This is a genomic window from Streptosporangium amethystogenes subsp. fukuiense (assembly GCF_042665875.1).
In the GTDB taxonomy this organism is placed as follows: Bacteria; Actinomycetota; Actinomycetes; order Streptosporangiales; family Streptosporangiaceae; genus Streptosporangium; species Streptosporangium fukuiense.
Genome location: NZ_JBHTEE010000001.1, coordinates 6,571,316 through 6,586,622 on the forward strand (window position 1 = coordinate 6,571,316; position 15,307 = coordinate 6,586,622).

Annotated in this window: 18 protein-coding genes; 2 read left to right on the forward strand and 16 right to left on the reverse strand. The window is 68.6% G+C overall.

All coding sequences use genetic code 11. From position 1 onward, the window contains the following. Positions 1-60 precede the first annotated feature (60 nt). The 14 genes from nuoK to ACFQVD_RS28755 all read right to left on the reverse strand — a co-directional run bounded on the left by nuoK (position 61) and on the right by ACFQVD_RS28755 (position 12,914). On the reverse strand, positions 61-357 hold the full coding sequence (nuoK, locus tag ACFQVD_RS28690; RefSeq protein WP_030916671.1) for an NADH-quinone oxidoreductase subunit NuoK: 297 nt from the start codon (positions 355-357) through the stop codon (positions 61-63). Beyond that, positions 354-1,190, reverse strand: a complete 837-nt coding sequence (locus ACFQVD_RS28695; protein ID WP_343981110.1) for an NADH-quinone oxidoreductase subunit J — start codon at positions 1,188-1,190, stop codon at positions 354-356. The genes nuoK and ACFQVD_RS28695 overlap by 4 nt, the downstream gene beginning before the upstream one ends. Further along, positions 1,183-1,698 (reverse strand): NADH-quinone oxidoreductase subunit NuoI, encoded by a 516-nt coding sequence (gene nuoI / locus ACFQVD_RS28700; RefSeq protein ID WP_343981107.1) that lies wholly within the window; start codon positions 1,696-1,698, stop codon positions 1,183-1,185. The genes ACFQVD_RS28695 and nuoI overlap by 8 nt, the downstream gene beginning before the upstream one ends. Next, positions 1,685-3,034: an NADH-quinone oxidoreductase subunit NuoH gene (gene nuoH, locus ACFQVD_RS28705; protein WP_343981104.1), complete on the reverse strand. Its 1,350-nt coding sequence runs from the start codon at positions 3,032-3,034 to the stop codon at positions 1,685-1,687. Before nuoH ends, nuoI begins: the two co-directional genes overlap by 14 nt. Beyond that, positions 3,034-5,517, reverse strand: a complete 2,484-nt coding sequence (locus ACFQVD_RS28710) for an NADH-quinone oxidoreductase subunit G (RefSeq protein WP_343981101.1) — start codon at positions 5,515-5,517, stop codon at positions 3,034-3,036. Before ACFQVD_RS28710 ends, nuoH begins: the two co-directional genes overlap by 1 nt. 67 nt (positions 5,518-5,584) lie before the next feature. Then, positions 5,585-6,871, reverse strand: coding sequence for an NADH-quinone oxidoreductase subunit NuoF (gene nuoF / locus ACFQVD_RS28715; protein ID WP_343981099.1), 1,287 nt, complete (start codon positions 6,869-6,871; stop codon positions 5,585-5,587). Between the two features lie 67 nt (positions 6,872-6,938). Further along, positions 6,939-7,667, reverse strand: coding sequence for an NADH-quinone oxidoreductase subunit NuoE (nuoE, locus tag ACFQVD_RS28720; RefSeq protein ID WP_343981096.1), 729 nt, complete (start codon positions 7,665-7,667; stop codon positions 6,939-6,941). After that, entirely contained in the window at positions 7,664-8,920 is a 1,257-nt protein-coding gene (locus tag ACFQVD_RS28725) for an NADH-quinone oxidoreductase subunit D (protein ID WP_343981182.1), read from the reverse strand. Before ACFQVD_RS28725 ends, nuoE begins: the two co-directional genes overlap by 4 nt. Positions 8,921-8,985: 65 nt before the next feature. Then, positions 8,986-9,663, reverse strand: coding sequence for an NADH-quinone oxidoreductase subunit C (locus tag ACFQVD_RS28730; protein ID WP_030916692.1), 678 nt, complete (start codon positions 9,661-9,663; stop codon positions 8,986-8,988). A gap of 62 nt (positions 9,664-9,725) precedes the next feature. Then, positions 9,726-10,277 (reverse strand): NuoB/complex I 20 kDa subunit family protein, encoded by a 552-nt coding sequence (locus ACFQVD_RS28735; protein ID WP_030916695.1) that lies wholly within the window; start codon positions 10,275-10,277, stop codon positions 9,726-9,728. Between the two features lie 2 nt (positions 10,278-10,279). Continuing rightward, complete coding sequence (locus ACFQVD_RS28740; RefSeq protein ID WP_343981091.1) at positions 10,280-10,639, reverse strand: NADH-quinone oxidoreductase subunit A; 360 nt, start codon at positions 10,637-10,639, stop codon at positions 10,280-10,282. Positions 10,640-10,641: 2 nt separating this feature from the next. Next, a complete protein-coding gene (locus ACFQVD_RS28745) occupies positions 10,642-10,764 on the reverse strand; it encodes a hypothetical protein (RefSeq protein ID WP_343981087.1) in 123 nt (40 codons plus the stop codon). Further along, complete coding sequence (locus ACFQVD_RS28750; RefSeq protein ID WP_343981084.1) at positions 10,761-12,038, reverse strand: geranylgeranyl reductase family protein; 1,278 nt, start codon at positions 12,036-12,038, stop codon at positions 10,761-10,763. The genes ACFQVD_RS28745 and ACFQVD_RS28750 overlap by 4 nt, the downstream gene beginning before the upstream one ends. Before the next feature lie 150 nt (positions 12,039-12,188). Continuing rightward, complete coding sequence (locus ACFQVD_RS28755; protein WP_343981081.1) at positions 12,189-12,914, reverse strand: demethylmenaquinone methyltransferase; 726 nt, start codon at positions 12,912-12,914, stop codon at positions 12,189-12,191. 78 nt (positions 12,915-12,992) lie between these two features. On the opposite strand from ACFQVD_RS28755, the gene ACFQVD_RS28760 reads away from it, so the two are divergent. Continuing rightward, positions 12,993-14,258 carry a delta-60 repeat domain-containing protein gene (locus ACFQVD_RS28760; RefSeq protein WP_343981078.1) on the forward strand — a complete coding sequence of 422 codons (1,266 nt, stop codon included), beginning with the start codon at positions 12,993-12,995 and terminating at the stop codon, positions 14,256-14,258. On the opposite strand, the gene ACFQVD_RS28765 is transcribed toward ACFQVD_RS28760, so the two are convergent. Further along, the gene (locus tag ACFQVD_RS28765; RefSeq protein WP_343981075.1) at positions 14,242-14,439 is read right to left on the reverse strand and encodes a DUF4229 domain-containing protein; all 198 of its coding nucleotides are present in this window, start codon (positions 14,437-14,439) and stop codon (positions 14,242-14,244) included. The two genes, ACFQVD_RS28760 and ACFQVD_RS28765, sit on opposite strands and share 17 nt — an antisense overlap. A 265-nt stretch (positions 14,440-14,704) precedes the next feature. Here ACFQVD_RS28765 and ACFQVD_RS28770 point away from each other — a divergent pair, with 265 nt between their 5' ends. Then, complete coding sequence (locus tag ACFQVD_RS28770; RefSeq protein WP_012887349.1) at positions 14,705-14,944, forward strand: BldC family transcriptional regulator; 240 nt, start codon at positions 14,705-14,707, stop codon at positions 14,942-14,944. Positions 14,945-15,066: 122 nt separating this feature from the next. Here the strand turns inward: ACFQVD_RS28770 and ACFQVD_RS28775 are convergent, their stop codons facing one another. Then, positions 15,067-15,306, reverse strand: coding sequence for a hypothetical protein (locus ACFQVD_RS28775; protein WP_343981066.1), 240 nt, complete (start codon positions 15,304-15,306; stop codon positions 15,067-15,069). Position 15,307: the final 1 nt, after the last annotated feature.

Sequence of the window (15,307 nt, forward strand, 5' to 3'; positions counted from 1 at the left end):
GGAGACTCCGATCACACCCCCGGAATGCTGGATGATCTCAGCGGGTTCCACGGCCACCTCTTAGTACTTCAGCAGGTTCGCGTCGTCCACCGACGCGGACCTGCGGGTTCGGAAGATCATCACGATGATGGCGAGGCCGATCACGACCTCGGCCGCGGCCACCACCATCACGAAGAACGCGATGATCTGGCCGTCCAGGTTGCCCTGCTGCCTGGCGAAGGTGACGAACGCGAGGTTGCAGGCGTTGAGCATGAGCTCCACGCACATGAACACCACGATCGCGTTGCGCCGTACCAGCACGCCGATGGCGCCGATCGCGAACAGCAGCGCGGAGAGCACCAGGTAGTGAGTGGTCACTTGCCGTCCTCCTGCCGGGGCGCCGCGTCCTCCGCCTGGACGGGCTCGTCGCCTGAGTCGGAATCGCGGGCCTGTGCCGCGTCCCTCTCCAGGACCTGCTTGATGAGCGCCGCCTTCACCGGGTCGGTCGGCGCGAAACCGCCCTCCATCTCGTGCCTGGCGAGCACCCGGTTGATGGACTTGTCGGCGACCGTGCCGTCGGGCAGCAGGGCCGGCATGTCGATCGCGTTGTGCAGCGCGTAGGTGCCGGGTCCCGGCAGCGGCGAGGGCTGCGGGCCGTTGAACCGGGCGCGGGCCAGGTCACGCTGGGTGGCCTTGGGCCGGATGCGCTCGCGGTGCGCCAGCACCATCGCGCCGAGCGCGGCGGTGATCAGCAGCGCCGAGGTGACCTCGAAGGCGAAGACGTACCGCGTGAAGATCAGCTGTGCCAGGGAGGGCACGTTGCCGCCCGCGGCCTTGGTGGCCTCGGTGAGGCCGGTGGGCGCGGCGAAGGTGGCGTTGCCGACCCCCAGGGCGAGCAGGAAGGCGAAGCCCAGGCCCGCGATCGCCGCCCAGACGCGCTGCCCCTTGATCGTCTCGACCAGCGAGTCGGCGGAGTCGACGCCGACCAGCATCAGGACGAACAGGAAGAGCATCATGACCGCGCCGGTGTAGACGATGATCTGCACCGCGGCGAGGAAGGGGGCGTCCTGTACCGCGTAGAGCACGGCCAGGGAGAGCATGACGACGCCCAGCATCAGAGCCGAGTAGACGGCCTTGCGGCTGAAGACGAGCCCGAGGGCGGCCGACACCGAGACGACCGCCAGGATCCAGAACGTGATGGTCTCACCCATTGTTGCGTCCCAGCCGGTAGTAGTCCTCTTCGGTCTCGCCGAGACGCATGGGGTGCGGCGGGACCTCCATGCCGGGGCCGAGCGGCGCGAGCAGCATTTCCTTGGTGTAGATCAGGCTCTCACGGCTGCTGTCGGCGAGCTCGTACTCGTTGGTCATCGTCAGCGCCCGTGTCGGGCAGGCTTCGATGCACAGGCCGCACAGGATGCACCGCAGATAGTTGATCTGGTAGGTGCGCCCGTAGCGCTCACCGGGTGAGAACCGCGCCTCGTCGGTGTTGTCGGCCCCCTCGACGAAGATCGCGTCGGCCGGACAGGCCCAGGCGCACAGCTCACAGCCGACGCACTTCTCCAGGCCGTCGGGCCAGCGGTTGAGCTGGTGCCGGCCGTGGAAGCGCGGCGCCGTGGGCCGCTTCTCCTCGGGGTAGTTGACCGTCTCGACCTTCTTGAACATCGTGTGGAAGGTCACGCCGAATCCCTTGATGGGATTCAGCCAATCAGTTGCTCCCACTGGGAACCTCCTTGCGCTCTACCCCGTGGTAGTGCGGCAGGTCGAGCGGCGGCACAGGGAAGCCACCCGCGGTCGGCTCGGCTTGGAGTTGCTCGAACTCGGCTTCGACCAGTGCGGCCTTGGCCTCCTTGCGCTTCTGCAGCACGCTGTCGAAGCGCCACCAGATCCCGAGGCAGCCGATCATCACGAGCGCGGCCAGGATGAGCACGAGCGACCGGTTGACGTTGTCGATCTGCAGGGCCCTGACGGTGGCCACGAGCAGGATCCAGGCCAGGTTGATCGGGATGAGGATCTTCCAGCCGAGGGCCATGAGCTGGTCGTACCTGACGCGCGGCAGCGAGGCGCGGCACCAGACGAAGAAGCCGAAGACCAGCACCATCTTGGCGAAGAACCAGAGCAGCGGCCACCAGCCGGTGTTCGCGCCGTCCCACATGGAGATCGGCCACGGGGCACGCCAGCCGCCCATGAACAGGGTGATGGACACCGCGGAGACCACGAAGACGTTGACGTACTCGGCGAGCATGATGACCGCGAACTTCAGCGAGTTGGAGTACTCGGTCTGGAAGCCGCCGACCAGCTCGCCCTCGCCCTCGGGCAGGTCGAAGGGGACCCGGTTGGTCTCGCCCAGCATCGTGACGATGTAGATCAGGAAGGACGGGATCAGCAGGATCATGTACCAGGACGGCATCGGGATCTCCAGGCCGCCCAGCGTGAACACCCCGCCGCCGGCCTGCGCCGCGACGATCTCCGAGGTGGAGAGCGTCCCCGCGAACAGGAACACGCCCACGAACGACAGGCCCATCGCGATCTCGTACGAGACCACCTGGGCGCTGGCCCGCAGGCCGCCGAGGATCGAGTACGGGGAGCGCGAGCCCCAGCCCGCCAGCACGATGCCGTACACGCCGATCGAGGCCATCGCCAGCACCAGCAGCACCGCGACCGGGAGGTCGGTGAGCTGCAGCGGCGTCTGGACGCCGAACATCGAGACCATCGGGCCCATCGGGATGACGGAGAAGGCCAGGAAGGCCGGTACCGCCAGGACGACCGGGGCGATGAAGTAGATCGCCTTGTCGACGGTCCGGGGCATCAGGTCTTCCTTGAGCCCCATCTTCAGCCCGTCGGCCACCGACTGGAGCAGCCCGAACTTGCCCGCCCGGTTGGGGCCGTACCGGTTCTGCATGCGGGAGATGAGCTTGCGCTCGAACCACACGCCGAACAGCACGCCCAGCATCAGGACGATGAAGATGACGACGGCCTTGATGATGCTGATCCAGAGCGGGTCCTTGCCGAAGTCGGCAAGGGTCGGATCGACCGCTAGAAGAGTCCGGGCATTCATTACCGCTCCTCGTTGGCTTCGCCGGCGGCGCTTACCTCGCCGGCCGTGGTGCTCTCGGCGCTGTCCACCGCGCCGACCCTGACCACATCACCGGCGACGGCGTGCAGGTCACGGGTGACCGAGCGACCTTCGGAGTTGGCCGGCAGCCACACCACCCGGTCGGGCAGGTCGGCGATCCGCACCGGCAGGCTCAATGAACCGTGCCCGGTGCCGACGACCACCTCGCCGCCGTCGACCAGGCCGCATTCGGCGGCGGTGGCCTCGGACACCAGCGCCACCCCGGGGCGGGCGGTACCCGCCAGGTACGGCTCGCCCGCCTGCAGGCGGCCGTCGTCGAGCAGCAGGTGCCAGCTGGCCAGGACCGCCTCCCCGGCCCGCGGCCTGGCGGCGAGCGAGCCGCTCACCCGGGGGGCCGCGGCCCTGGGGCCGCGCCACGCGCCGATCGAGCCGATCTCGCGGCGGGCGGCGGCGGGGTCGGGCAGGCCGAGGTGCACGTCCATGGCGTCGGCGATCGCGGAGACGACCCGCAGGTCACTCATGACCCCCGGAACCCCGAGCGCCTCCTCGAAGGAGCGTCCGCGCCCCTCCCAGTCGACGAAGGTGCCCGACTTCTCGGCCACCGCGGCGACGGGGAGCACCACGTCGGCGCGGTCGGTGACCGCGCTGGCGCGCTGCTCCAGGCTCACGATGAACGGGGTGTTCTCCAGGGCCACCAGGGCCGCCTGCGGCGCGGCCAGGTCGTAGGGGTCGACACCCGCGACGACGAGGGCGTCGAGCTGTCCGTCGAGCGCCGCCGCCAGCATGGCGGTGGTGTCGCGGCCCTCGCCCTCGGGCAGCGAGGTGACGTCCCAGGCCCTGGCCACCTCGGCGCGGGCGGTCTTGTCGGTGACCGGGCGGCCGACGGGCAGCAGGTTCGGCAGCGCCCCGGCCTCGACGGCCCCGCGCTCACCGGCGCGGCGCGGGATCCAGGCCAGGCGGGCGCCGCTTGCGTCGGCGAGCCGCAGCAGTGCCGACAGCGCACCGGGCACGGTGGCGAGGCGCTCACCGGCCAGGATGATCGCTCCCGGCTGCCTGATCGCCTCGGCGGCCGTCACGTCGACGGCGGCCAGGTCGTCCAGGACGTCGGTCTCGGTGCCCGGCACCGCCGGGATCAGGGTGCCGCCCATCTTGGCCAGCCCGGGGCCGGCGAACGGCGCGACGGAGAAGACCTTCAGCCCCTTCTTGCGCCATGCCTTGCGCAGGCGCAGGAAGACGATCGGCGACTCCTCGTCGGGCTCGAAGCCCGCCAGCAGCACCGCCGGAGCCTTCTCCAGATCGGCGTAGCGGACCTCGATGCCCTTGCCCGCGACGGCGTGCGCCAGGAAGCGCGCCTCCTCCTCGGAGTGCGGCCTGGCGCGGAAGTCGATGTCGTTCGTGCCGAGCGCGATCCGGGCGAACTTCGAGTAGGCGTACGCCTCCTCGACGGTGACGCGACCGCCGACGAGCACGCCCGCGCGCCCGCGCGCCGCGGACAGGCCCTTGGCGGCGGCGGCGAGCGCCTCCGGCCAGGAGGCCGGCACCAGGCGACCCTCCTCGTCACGGACGAGGGGGGTCTTCAGCCGGTCGGGCTGGGTCGCGTAGGTGAAGGCCCAGCGACCCTTGTCGCAGTTCCACTCCTCGTTGACCTCGGGGTCGTCCCCGGCCAGGCGGCGGGTGATCTTTCCGCGCCGGTGGTCGGCGCGCAGCGAGCAGCCGCTGGCGCAGTGCTCACAGGCGCTGGGCGTGGAGACCAGGTCGAACGGGCGGGCCTGGAAGCGGTAGGCGGCACCGGTCAGCGCGCCCACCGGGCAGATCTGCACCGTGTTGCCGGAGAAGTAGGACTCGAACGGGCGGCCGTCCGCGGCTCCGACCTGCTCCTTGGCCCCGCGCTCGAAGAAGTCGATGAGCGGGTCGCCGGCGATCTCGTCGGAGAAGCGGATGCAGCGCGCGCACTGGACGCAGCGCTCGCGGTCGAGCAGCACCTCCGAGGAGAGCGCGACCGGCTTCTCGAAGGTCCGCTTCTTCTCCACGAAGCGGCTCTCGCCCTGGCCGTTGGACATGGCCTGGTTCTGCAGCGGGCACTCGCCGCCCTTGTCGCAGACCGGGCAGTCCAGCGGGTGGTTCAGGAGCAGCAGCTCCATGACGCCGCGCTGTGCCTTCTCCGCGACCGGCGAGGTGAGCTGGGTCTGGACGACCATGCCCTCGGCGACCTCGATCGCGCAGGAGGGCTGCGGCTTGGGGAACCCCCGGCCGTTGCCCGCGTCGGGGATGTCCACCAGGCACTGGCGGCAGTTGGCGGCCGGGTCCAGCAGCGGGTGGTCGCAGAACCGGGGGATCTGGATGCCGAGCAGCTCGGCCGCCCGGATGATCAGCGTGCCCTTCGGGACACTCACCTGGAAGCCGTCGATGGTGACGGTGACCAGGTTCACCGGCGCCTGCGCCGGGGTGGTGGCTTCGACGGTCATGGCGTCTCCTCCGTCGGCCTGGCGACCGAGACGGTGCTGTGCTTGCCGGTGGCCTTCCCGCGCGCGCTCACTTCGCCCCCCACACCGTGGACGGGGCGTGATCGAACGGGCAGCCGCCGATCTCGAAGTGCTTGAGGTATTCGTCGCGGAAGTGCTTCACCGACGAGTGGATGGGGCTGGTGGCACCGTCACCCAGGGCGCAGAAGGAGCGGCCCAGGATGTTGTCGGCGATGTCGGTGATCGTGGTCAGGTCCTCTTCGGTGCCCTGGCCCTTCTCCAGCCGCTTGAGCACCTGCTTGAGCCAGTAGGTGCCCTCCCGGCAGGGAGTGCACTTGCCGCAGGACTCGTGCGCGTAGAACTCGGTCCAGCGGAGCACGGCGCGCACCACGCAGGTGGTCTCGTCGAAGATCTGCAGGGCCCGGGTGCCGAGCATCGAGCCCTTGGCGCCCACGGACTCGAAGTCCAGCGGGACGTCCAGGTGCTCGTCCGTGAAGATCGGGGTGCTCGACCCGCCCGGGGTCCAGAACTTGAGCCGGTGGCCCTCCCTGATGCCGCCGGACATCTCCAGCAGCTCGCGCAGCGTGATGCCGAGCGGGGCCTCGTACTGGCCGGGCCGGGTCACGTGGCCGCTCAGCGAGAAGATGCCGAAGCCCTTGGACTTCTCGGTGCCCATCCCGGCGAACCACTCGGCGCCGTTGGCGATGATCGAGGGAACACTCGCGACCGACTCGACGTTGTTGACCACGGTGGGCGAGGCGTAGAGACCCGCCACGGCGGGGAAGGGGGGCTTGAGCCGAGGTTGGCCGCGATGACCCTCCAGCGAGTCGAGCAGCGCCGTCTCCTCGCCACAGATGTAGGCGCCCGCCCCGCTGTGCACGACGAGCTCCAGGTCGAAGCCGGTGCCGAACAGGTCGGTGCCGAGGTAGCCCTTGGCGTATGCCTCGGCCACCGCCGCCTGCAGGCGGCGGATGACGTGCAGCACCTCGCCGCGCACGTAGATGAAGGCGTGGTTGGCCCGGATCGCGTACGCGGTGATGATGACGCCCTCGACCAGCGCGTGCGGGTTGGCCATCATCGTCGGAATGTCCTTGCACGTGCCGGGCTCGGACTCGTCGGCGTTGACCACCAGGTAGTGCGGCTTGCCGTCCCCTTGGGGGATGAAGCCCCACTTCATGCCGGTGGGGAAGCCCGCGCCGCCTCGGCCGCGCAGCCCGGAGTCCTTGACGACCTGGATGACCGCGTCGGGGTCCATGCCCAGCGCCTTCTTGGCCGCCGAGTAGTCGCCGTAGCCCTCCAGCGTGAAGGAGTTCGGCTGGTCCCAGTTCGCGGTGAGAACCGGGGTGAGAGTGGTCACTTCGTCTCCTCGCCTGGCAGCCCGTCGCTCCGTGACGAGGCCGCTTCGTACCTGCCTGCTTGCCCGTTCACGCCTCGGGAGCCTTCCATCCGTTGGCCTTAGCGATCTTCAGGCCCTCCAGGGAGGGACCCGCCGCCGAGGGGCCGTCACCGGCCAGGCCGTCGGGCAGGCCCGAGAGCACCCGCGAGGCCTCCTTGAACGTGCAGAGCTTCTTCGGGCCGCGGGTCGGCGAGGGCTCCTTGCCGTCTCTGAGGTCGTCGACGAGCTGCTTGGCCGAGTCCGGGGTCTGGTTGTCGAAGAACTCCCAGTTGACCATCATCACCGGGGCGAAGTCGCAGGCGGCGTTGCACTCCAGCCGCTCCAGCGAGATCTTCCCGTCCGGGGTCGCCTCGTCGTGACCGACGCCGACGTGCTCGGAGAGCTCGTCCCAGATCTGGTCGCCGCCCATGACCGCGCAGAGCGTGTTGATGCACACGCCCACGTGGTACTGGCCCATCGGCCTGCGCTTGTACATCGTGTAGAAAGTGGAGACGCCCACGACCTCGGCCTTGCTCAGCCCGAGCATCTCGGCGCAGAACTCGTGGCCGTCGTCGGAGACGTAGCCGTCCTCGGACTGCACCAGGTGCAGCAGGGGAAGCAGCGCCGACCGCGGCCTGGGGTAGCGGCCGATGATCTCCTTGGCGTCGCGCTCCAGGCGCTCGCGCACTTCCGGCGCGTACCCCTTGTTCATGGTCGCGCTCACCTCCTCGTCGCTCGGCGCGTTCACCGGGACCGCTCTCTCGTCGGGCGCGCTCATCGGTCGACCCCCCCCATCACCGGGTCGATCGAGGCCACCGCCGAGATGACGTCGGCGACCATGCCGCCCTCGCACGTCGCGGGCATGGCCTGCAGGTTCGTGAAGGACGGATCGCGGAAGTGTACGCGGTACGGGCGGGTGCCACCGTCGCTGACCACGTGGGCGCCGAGCTCGCCGCGGGGCGACTCGACCGAGGCGTACGCCTGCCCCGCCGGGACCCTGAAGCCCTCGGTCACCAGCTTGAAGTGGTGGATCAGCGCCTCCATGGAGCCGCTCATGATGTGCGCGATGTGGTCGGGCGAGTTGCCCAGGCCGTCGGGGCCGAGCGCGAGCTGCGCGGGCCAGCCGATCTTCTTGTCGTCGACCATCACCCGGCCGCCCTTGAGCGGCCCGGAGAGGCGGTCCAGAGCCTGCTCAATGATCTTGAGCGACTCCTCCATCTCGGCCACCCGTACCAGGTAGCGGCCGTAGACGTCGGCGCTCTTCTCGGTCGGGACGTCGAACTCGTAGGTCTCGTAGCCGCAGTAGGGCTGCGACTTGCGCAGGTCCCACGGCAGGCCCGCGGCCCGCAGCATCGGACCGGTGACGCCCAGCGCCATGCAGCCGGTGAGGTCGAGGTAGGCGATGTCCTTGGTGCGGGCCAGGTAGACCGGGTTCGCGTCGAGCATCTTGCGCATGTCCTTGATGCGCCCCGGCATGACCTTGAGCAGCTCGCCGACCTTGTCGACGGCGCCGGCCGGCAGGTCGACGGAGACACCGCCGGGCCGGACGTAGGCCATGTTCATCCGCAGGCCGGTGATGTACTCCATCACGTCGAGCACCATCTCGCGCTCGCGGGACCCGAAGAGGAACGGCGTGGTCGCGCCCAGCTCCATGCCGAAGGTGCCGATGGCCACCATGTGCGAGGAGATCCGGGTGAGCTCCATCATCATCACGCGGATGGCCTGGGCCCGCTCGGGGATCTGGTCGGTGATGCCGAGCAGCTTCTCGACGCCCATGCAGTAGGCGGTCTCGTTGAAGATCGGCGCCAGGTAGTCCATCCGGGTGACGAACGTCGTCCCCTGGGTCCACGTCCGGAATTCGAGGTTCTTCTCGATGCCGGTGTGCAGGTAGCCGATGACCGTGCGGGCCTCGGTGACCGTCTCGCCGTCCAGGTTCAGCACCAGGCGGAGCACGCCGTGCGTGGACGGGTGCTGGGGACCCATGTTGATGACGAGCTGCTCGTCCTGCTGGCCGGTGAGGGTCTCGAGCAGTTCCGACCAGTCGTTGCCGGAGACGGTGTAGACCGTGCCCTCGGTGGCCTCGTCGTCAAAGGTGCTCACGTGTAAGACCTCCTCTGGTCCGGCGCGGGAATCTCGGCGCCTCGGTACTCGACCGGGATGCCGCCGAGCGGGTAGTCCTTGCGCTGGGGGTGGCCGTCCCAGTCGTCGGGCATCATGATGCGGGTCAGCGCCGGGTGTCCGTCGAAGACGATGCCGAAGAAGTCCCAGGTCTCGCGCTCGTGCCAGTCGTGCGTCGGGTAGACAGAGACCGTGGAGGGAATGTGGCGGTCGTCGTCGGGGCAGGAGACCTCGACGCGCAGGCGGCGGTTGTGCGTGATCGAGCACAGGTGGATCACCGCGTGCAGTTCCTGGCCCGCCAGGTGTGGGTAGTGCACGCCGGAGACGCCGAGCGAGAGCTCGAAGCGCAGCGCGGCGTCGTCGCGCAGGGCCCTGACGACGTCGAGCAGCCGCTCGCGCCTGACGTGGAAGGTCAGCTCGCCACGGTCGACGACCACGCGCTCGACGGCGTCGGCGAAGTCGCCGCCGAGGGCGCGCTCCAGCTCGTCGGCGACGGTGTCGAAGTAACCGCCGTACGGGCGGGGGGTGGAGAGCTCGGGCTTGCGCCGCACCACGAGGCGGCCGTAGCCCGAGGTGTCTCCGGTACCCGAGGTGCCGAACATGCCCAGGCGGGCGATGGGCTCCTCCGGGACCTCCGGGAGGTTTTCAGTGCTCATGTCGGTCGCCTACCGCTCCTCGTTCGCCGCGCGGGCCGCTGTGAATCCGCTTTCACCGCTGCTCATTTGGCGGTTCCCTGGTCGATCAGCGGCAACGTCCGCAGTGCCTGCAGTTCGAGTTCGTCGATCTGCTTGGCGCGGTGCGCGCCGAACTTCGTGTTCTGGATCTTGTCGTGTAGTTTGACGATCGCGTCGATGAGCATCTCGGGCCTCGGCGGGCAACCGGGCAGGTAGATGTCGACGGGGACGACGTGGTCGACGCCCTGCACGATCGCGTAGTTGTTGAACATGCCGCCGCTGGAGGCGCAGACGCCCATGGCGATGACCCACTTGGGCTCGGCCATCTGGTCGTAGATCTGGCGCAGCACCGGGGCCATCTTCTGCGACAGCCGGCCCGCCACGATCATCAGGTCGGCCTGGCGCGGAGACGCCGAAGCGCGCTCCATGCCGAAGCGCGCCAGGTCGTGCTTGGGACCACCGGTGGACATCAGCTCGATGGCGCAACAGGCAAGACCGAAGGTGGCCGGCCAGACGGAGTTCTTACGCGCCCAGCCGGCGACCTGCTCGACCGTGCTGAGCATGAACCCGCTTGGAAGTTTCTCTTCAAGTCCCATATCTAGTCCCAGTCCAGACCCTTGCGGCGCCACACGTACGTGTAGGCCACGAGCACGGTGACGATGAACAGCACCATCTCGACCAGTCCGAACATCCCGAGCTGGTCGAACGCGACAGCCCACGGATAGAGGAAGATGATCTCGATGTCGAACACGATGAACAGCATCGCGGTGACCATGTACTTCAGCGGGAAGCGCCCCCCGCCCACGGGCTGGGGCGTCGGCTCGATACCGCATTCGTAGGCGTCGAGTTTCGCGCGGTTCCAGCGCTTGGGACCGGTGAAGGGGGCGATCGTCACCGAGAAGACCGCAAATCCCGCCGCGAGAACGGCGAGCACCAGGATGGGTGCGTACAGCTCCATCGCTACGCCTCCTCTCCCATCTCCACGCGCGCCGGCGCGTAGCTCTGCATGTTGGTGTATTTCGAAAGTCTAGGCAGGGCGATCATCGCCCCGGGTTCCAGCTGTTCGGCGTTCGTTGAGCTCATGCCGGTGGCGCCACCTTCGACAGGGCGTTGATGATGCGATCCGACGCGTCACCCCGCCGGTCGGTGAGATTAGCAAGGAGTTTGAGCGCGAACCTCATCAGGCGGGGGTGCGGCAGCGCGTGACGCGTGGCGAAGTTCATCACACCGCGGTGCCCGATGAGCTCGACGAAGCCCCGGCCAAGGGTGAAGTAGCCACCATAGGCGTCCTTCAGCGTCTGAGGGTAGGCCCGCAGCACACGTTCCCGCTGGGCGGGGGTGACCCTGCCCAGTGCCTGGACGATCATCTCGGCCGCGACGTGGCCGCTCTCCATCGCGTACGCGATGCCCTCGCCGTTGAACGGGTTGATCATCCCTCCGGCGTCGCCCACCAGCACCAGACCCCGGGTGTAGTGCGGCTGGCGGTTGAAGGCCATCGGCAGCGCGGCGCCCCTGATCGGGCCCGTCATGTTCTCCTCGACGTAGCCCCACTCGGCGGGCATGCCCTTCACCCAGCGCTTGAGCAGGTCGCGGTAGTCCATGCCCTTGAAGGACTCGCTGGTGTTCAGCAGCCCGAGGCCCACATTGGACGTGCCGTCGCCGACGCCGAAGATCCAGCCGTAGCCGGGCAACAGGGTGTCGCCGTCCCACAGCTCCAGCCAGGTCTCCAGATAGTCGTCGTCATGGCGGGGGCTCTCGAAGTACGTCCGCACCGCGACGCCCATCGGGCGGTCCTCGCGCTTGTGCAGCCCCATGGCCAGGGAGATCCGGGTGGAGTTGCCGTCGGCGGCGACCACCAGCCGGGAACGGTAGGTGACCTCCTCGCCGTTCTGCCTGGCGAGGACGCCGACGATGTGCCCGCTGCGCTCGTCCAGGACCGGGGCCGTGACGTTGACCCCCTGCAGCAGGCGGACGCCCGCCCTGACCGCGTTGCTGGCCAGGATCTCGTCGAAGTCCTGGCGGGTCCGGACCAGCCCGAAGTCGGGGTAACTCGCCAGCTCGGGCCAGTCGAGCTCGAAGCGCATTCCGCCGCCGACCACGCGCAGGCCCTTGTTGCGGACCCAGCCGGGGGCGTCGATGTCGATCCCCATGGCGATGAGTTGCTTGACCGCTCGGGGCGTCAGCCCGTCGCCGCAGACTTTCTCGCGGGGGAAGGTGGTCTTCTCAAGCAGCAGGACGTCAAGTCCGGCCTGCGCGAGATGAAAAGCGGTTGTCGAACCGGCGGGCCCGGCGCCGACGACGATGACGTCGGCGTCAGCCTCAGCGACATTCCGCTGTATGGCGGCTGGCACGGTCACGGGACCTGTCCTGTCCTACAAGGTCTTAGGGGGCCTCGGGGTAAGGGGCCTTTCGTCCTTTGTGAAGGTCTTCACAAACTTGTCGGCCCGAAGTCTAACGCCTTTGCGGGGGAAAGTGTCAGGTGGGTACTGCTATCGCCTGCCAATCTTCTATGCGGGCTTATATCCGCGGTGGAGGGCCACGATGCCCAGCGTGAGATTGCGCCAGGCGACCCGTTCCCAGCCCGCTTCCTGAATGATCCTCGCCAGCCCCGCCTGGTCCGGCCAGGCCCTGATCGACTCCGCCAGGTACTCGTAGGAGTCGTCGTTGGAACCGAAGAGCCTGGCTGCCTGCGGCATCAGCTTCATCAGGTACTGCGAGTATACGAGGTCGAAGGACCTCGGCGTCGGGTGCGAGAACTCCAGGATCACCAGGCGCCCGCCCGGCTTGGCCACCCGGTACATCTCGCGCAGCGCCTGGCCGGTGTCCTGCACGTTGCGCAACGCCGTGGAGATCGTCACCGCGTCGAACACGCCGTCGGCGAAGGGCAGCCGCAGCGCGTCGCCCGCGATGAAGCTGACACCCCGCACTCCCCCGCCGGAGACGCCCGAGCCGCCCCTGCGCCTGACCCCGGTGCCCAGCATGCCGAGCGAGAAGTCGGAGGCGATCGCGCGGGCACCCAGCGAGGTGAACGTGTCGGTGGACGTGCCGGTGCCCGCGCCGAGGTCGAGGACCAGTTCGCCGGGGCCCGCGTCGACGGCCGCGGCGGCCGCCTTACGCCACAGCCGGACCTGGCCCAGAGAGATAACGTCGTTGACAAGGTCGTACCGCCGGGCCGTGCGATCGAACATCGCGGCGACCTCATGCGGCTGCTTGTCCAGAGAAGCGCGCGTCATGCCATCAAGCCTAGGCCCGGCCTGACAATCCACGGAAAGTAGTTATTCGACTACCCAGAGCATGCTAAAAATTGTCGAATGTTTGCCAGAACCGCTTACCCGCTGGCCGCGGCCCTGATCCTGACGCTCCCCGGGACCGCCGCCGCCGGCACCACGGAGCACAGCAGGGTCGTCCTGACCGATCCGGTGAACACCACTCCCCACGTGCTCGACGGGATCGTCAACGCCATCGCGCTGGTGGGCGGCACGGTGGTGGTCGGAGGCTCGTTCAGCGAGGTACGCGAGGCCCGGAGCACGAGGGTGCTGTCGCGCGACAACCTCTTCGCCTACGACCTGGCCACCGGGCGGGTGCTGCCCGGCTTCGCACCACGCCTCGACCGCCCGGTCCAGGCCCTGGCGGCGGGGGTGCGCGGCACCGTCTACGCGGGCGGCCGGTTCACCACGACCGGCGGGACGCGGACGCGGGGCCTGGCCCTGCTCCGGCTGTCCGACGGATCCCCGGTCGCCCACTTCGGCGCCCAGGTCCGCGGCGGAACGGTCACCAGCCTGGCCAGGCTGGGCCGCCACCTCTACGTCGGCGGCGACTTCACCCGTATCGGTCCCGTCGCCCTCACCGCACTGGCCAGGCTGGACGCCGTCACCGGCTCGGTCGACCCGACCTTCGCGATCAGGCCGGACGAGCCCAGGGGTGGCAGGACCAGGGTCCACGCGCTCTCCCTGAGCCACGGCAGGCTGGCGGTCGGCGGCGACTTCGCCACCCTCGACGGCCTGTCGCGCCCGCAACTCGGCCTGATCGACGTCGCCACGTCACCGGCCAAGGTCGCGCCCTGGCGGACCGGCGCCTACCGGGGCAGGTGCATGGCCGATTTTCCCGGCTACGTGCGGGGCCTGGACTTCGCCCCCGACGGGAGCTATCTCGCCGTCGTCACGACCGGCGGCCCCGGGGGGCCGGACAGGATGTGCGACACCGCCGCGCGCTTCGAGACCCGCGCCCGCGGCGAGGTGCGACCGACCTGGGTGAACCACACCGGGGGCGACTCGTTGTACGCGGTGGCGGCGACGGGGGCGGCGGTCTACGTCGGCGGGCACCAGCGTTGGCTGGACAACCCGTCCGGCCACGACTCGGCGGGACCCGGAGCGGTGGCGCGTCCGGGAATCGGAGCGATCCATCCCCGCACCGGCAAGGCCCTAACATGGAACCCCACCCGGGATCGCGGAATCGGAGTCAAGGCATTCCTGGCGCATCCCGGCGGATTACTCGTTGGTAGTGACACAACCCGGCTTGGTCACGAGTACCATGCCCGAGTCGGTATGTTCCCCTCGCCGATCACTCCTGATTCTTAGTGATTCGCTCGCTTACCGCGTCCCGCTGCTTTGAGAGCAGGACGTAACTGGCCACACCACTGACCAGGAACGCGGTGACGAGCAGGATCAGGGGCTGACGCAGGCCGAGGATATAGAGCACTCCCAGGCTCACGGCGAGTAGACCGACCCGGGACGCGGTGTAAACGATGACGGGATGCACAACGTCGAGGCTACGTCACTCCGCTCATCGTCCAAGCATGACCGTGGTGGTCACGGGAGCACTCTTCGCATTGACTGCGAGCGCTGCTAGTGTTCACAACAGACCAGTTTCGTAAAGAAACACCCACGAGAGTCCCAAAGAGGCTCTATCATATAACAATCGGGCAGGCAGTAGATAACAACCCGTGATCTTTGTTGAAAACCACGGATAAATCAGGCTTCGCTCGGCACACTGGTTACCTGTCCGCCCGCTGGCAGGAAGCGGGATGCGAGGGGGAGAGATTGTGGAGAGTAGCAGCGAGCGTCTGCTGACGCCTGGAGAGGTTGCCGCCCTCTTCCGGGTCGACCCAAAGACGGTTACACGCTGGGCCGCGGCAGGCCGCATCAGCAGCATCCGTACCCCCGGAGGGCACCGGCGTTTCCGCGAGTCGGAAGTGCACGCCCTTCTGCGTGGAGAGGACGTCTTGACGGCCGAACGGCCTGCAGGCGAGTCCCCGCGCGTCTGACGACTTAGGACGTCACACCATCGGTGATCCTGCGCGCCTTACCCGGAAGCCGCAGGGTCACCGTGGAGTCGTGTGAAGTGTCACACGACCCGGACGGTGACCACACCCGTACCCGAATCGGCCTAGGTCTCCTGCTCGGCCTTGAAAGCCAGGAACTCCCGCTCCAGGTCGTCGTTCTCCGCCGACCAGCGCCGCCGCCGCTCGGCCCACTCCTCCTCGGTCAACGACTCGGCCAGCCAGCGGTCGTAGTCGGGATCCCCGGGGGACACCTCGACATAGGCGTTGCCGATCAGACGCCCGTCATCGCCGGCCAGGGTCTGCGGAACGCGCAGAGTACCGTCAGCGAGCCTGACGACGTACATC

Excerpts from the sequence above, each read along its gene's own strand:
- ACFQVD_RS28695 (WP_343981110.1), bottom strand. The coding sequence starts at position 1,190 with ATGGGTGAGACCATCACGTTCTGGATCCTGGCGGTCGTCTCGGTGTCG.
- nuoH (WP_343981104.1), bottom strand. The coding sequence starts at position 3,034 with ATGAATGCCCGGACTCTTCTAGCGGTCGATCCGACCCTTGCCGACTTC.
- ACFQVD_RS28710 (WP_343981101.1), bottom strand. The coding sequence starts at position 5,517 with ATGACCGTCGAAGCCACCACCCCGGCGCAGGCGCCGGTGAACCTGGTC.
- nuoE (WP_343981096.1), bottom strand. The coding sequence starts at position 7,667 with ATGAGCGCGCCCGACGAGAGAGCGGTCCCGGTGAACGCGCCGAGCGAC.
- ACFQVD_RS28730 (WP_030916692.1), bottom strand. The coding sequence starts at position 9,663 with ATGAGCACTGAAAACCTCCCGGAGGTCCCGGAGGAGCCCATCGCCCGC.
- ACFQVD_RS28735 (WP_030916695.1), bottom strand. The coding sequence starts at position 10,277 with ATGGGACTTGAAGAGAAACTTCCAAGCGGGTTCATGCTCAGCACGGTC.
- ACFQVD_RS28740 (WP_343981091.1), bottom strand. The coding sequence starts at position 10,639 with ATGGAGCTGTACGCACCCATCCTGGTGCTCGCCGTTCTCGCGGCGGGA.
- ACFQVD_RS28745 (WP_343981087.1), bottom strand. The coding sequence starts at position 10,764 with ATGAGCTCAACGAACGCCGAACAGCTGGAACCCGGGGCGATGATCGCC.
- ACFQVD_RS28755 (WP_343981081.1), bottom strand. The coding sequence starts at position 12,914 with ATGACGCGCGCTTCTCTGGACAAGCAGCCGCATGAGGTCGCCGCGATG.
- ACFQVD_RS28760 (WP_343981078.1), top strand. The coding sequence starts at position 12,993 with ATGTTTGCCAGAACCGCTTACCCGCTGGCCGCGGCCCTGATCCTGACG.
- ACFQVD_RS28770 (WP_012887349.1), top strand. The coding sequence starts at position 14,705 with ATGCGAGGGGGAGAGATTGTGGAGAGTAGCAGCGAGCGTCTGCTGACG.
- ACFQVD_RS28775 (WP_343981066.1), bottom strand. The coding sequence starts at position 15,306 with ATGTACGTCGTCAGGCTCGCTGACGGTACTCTGCGCGTTCCGCAGACC.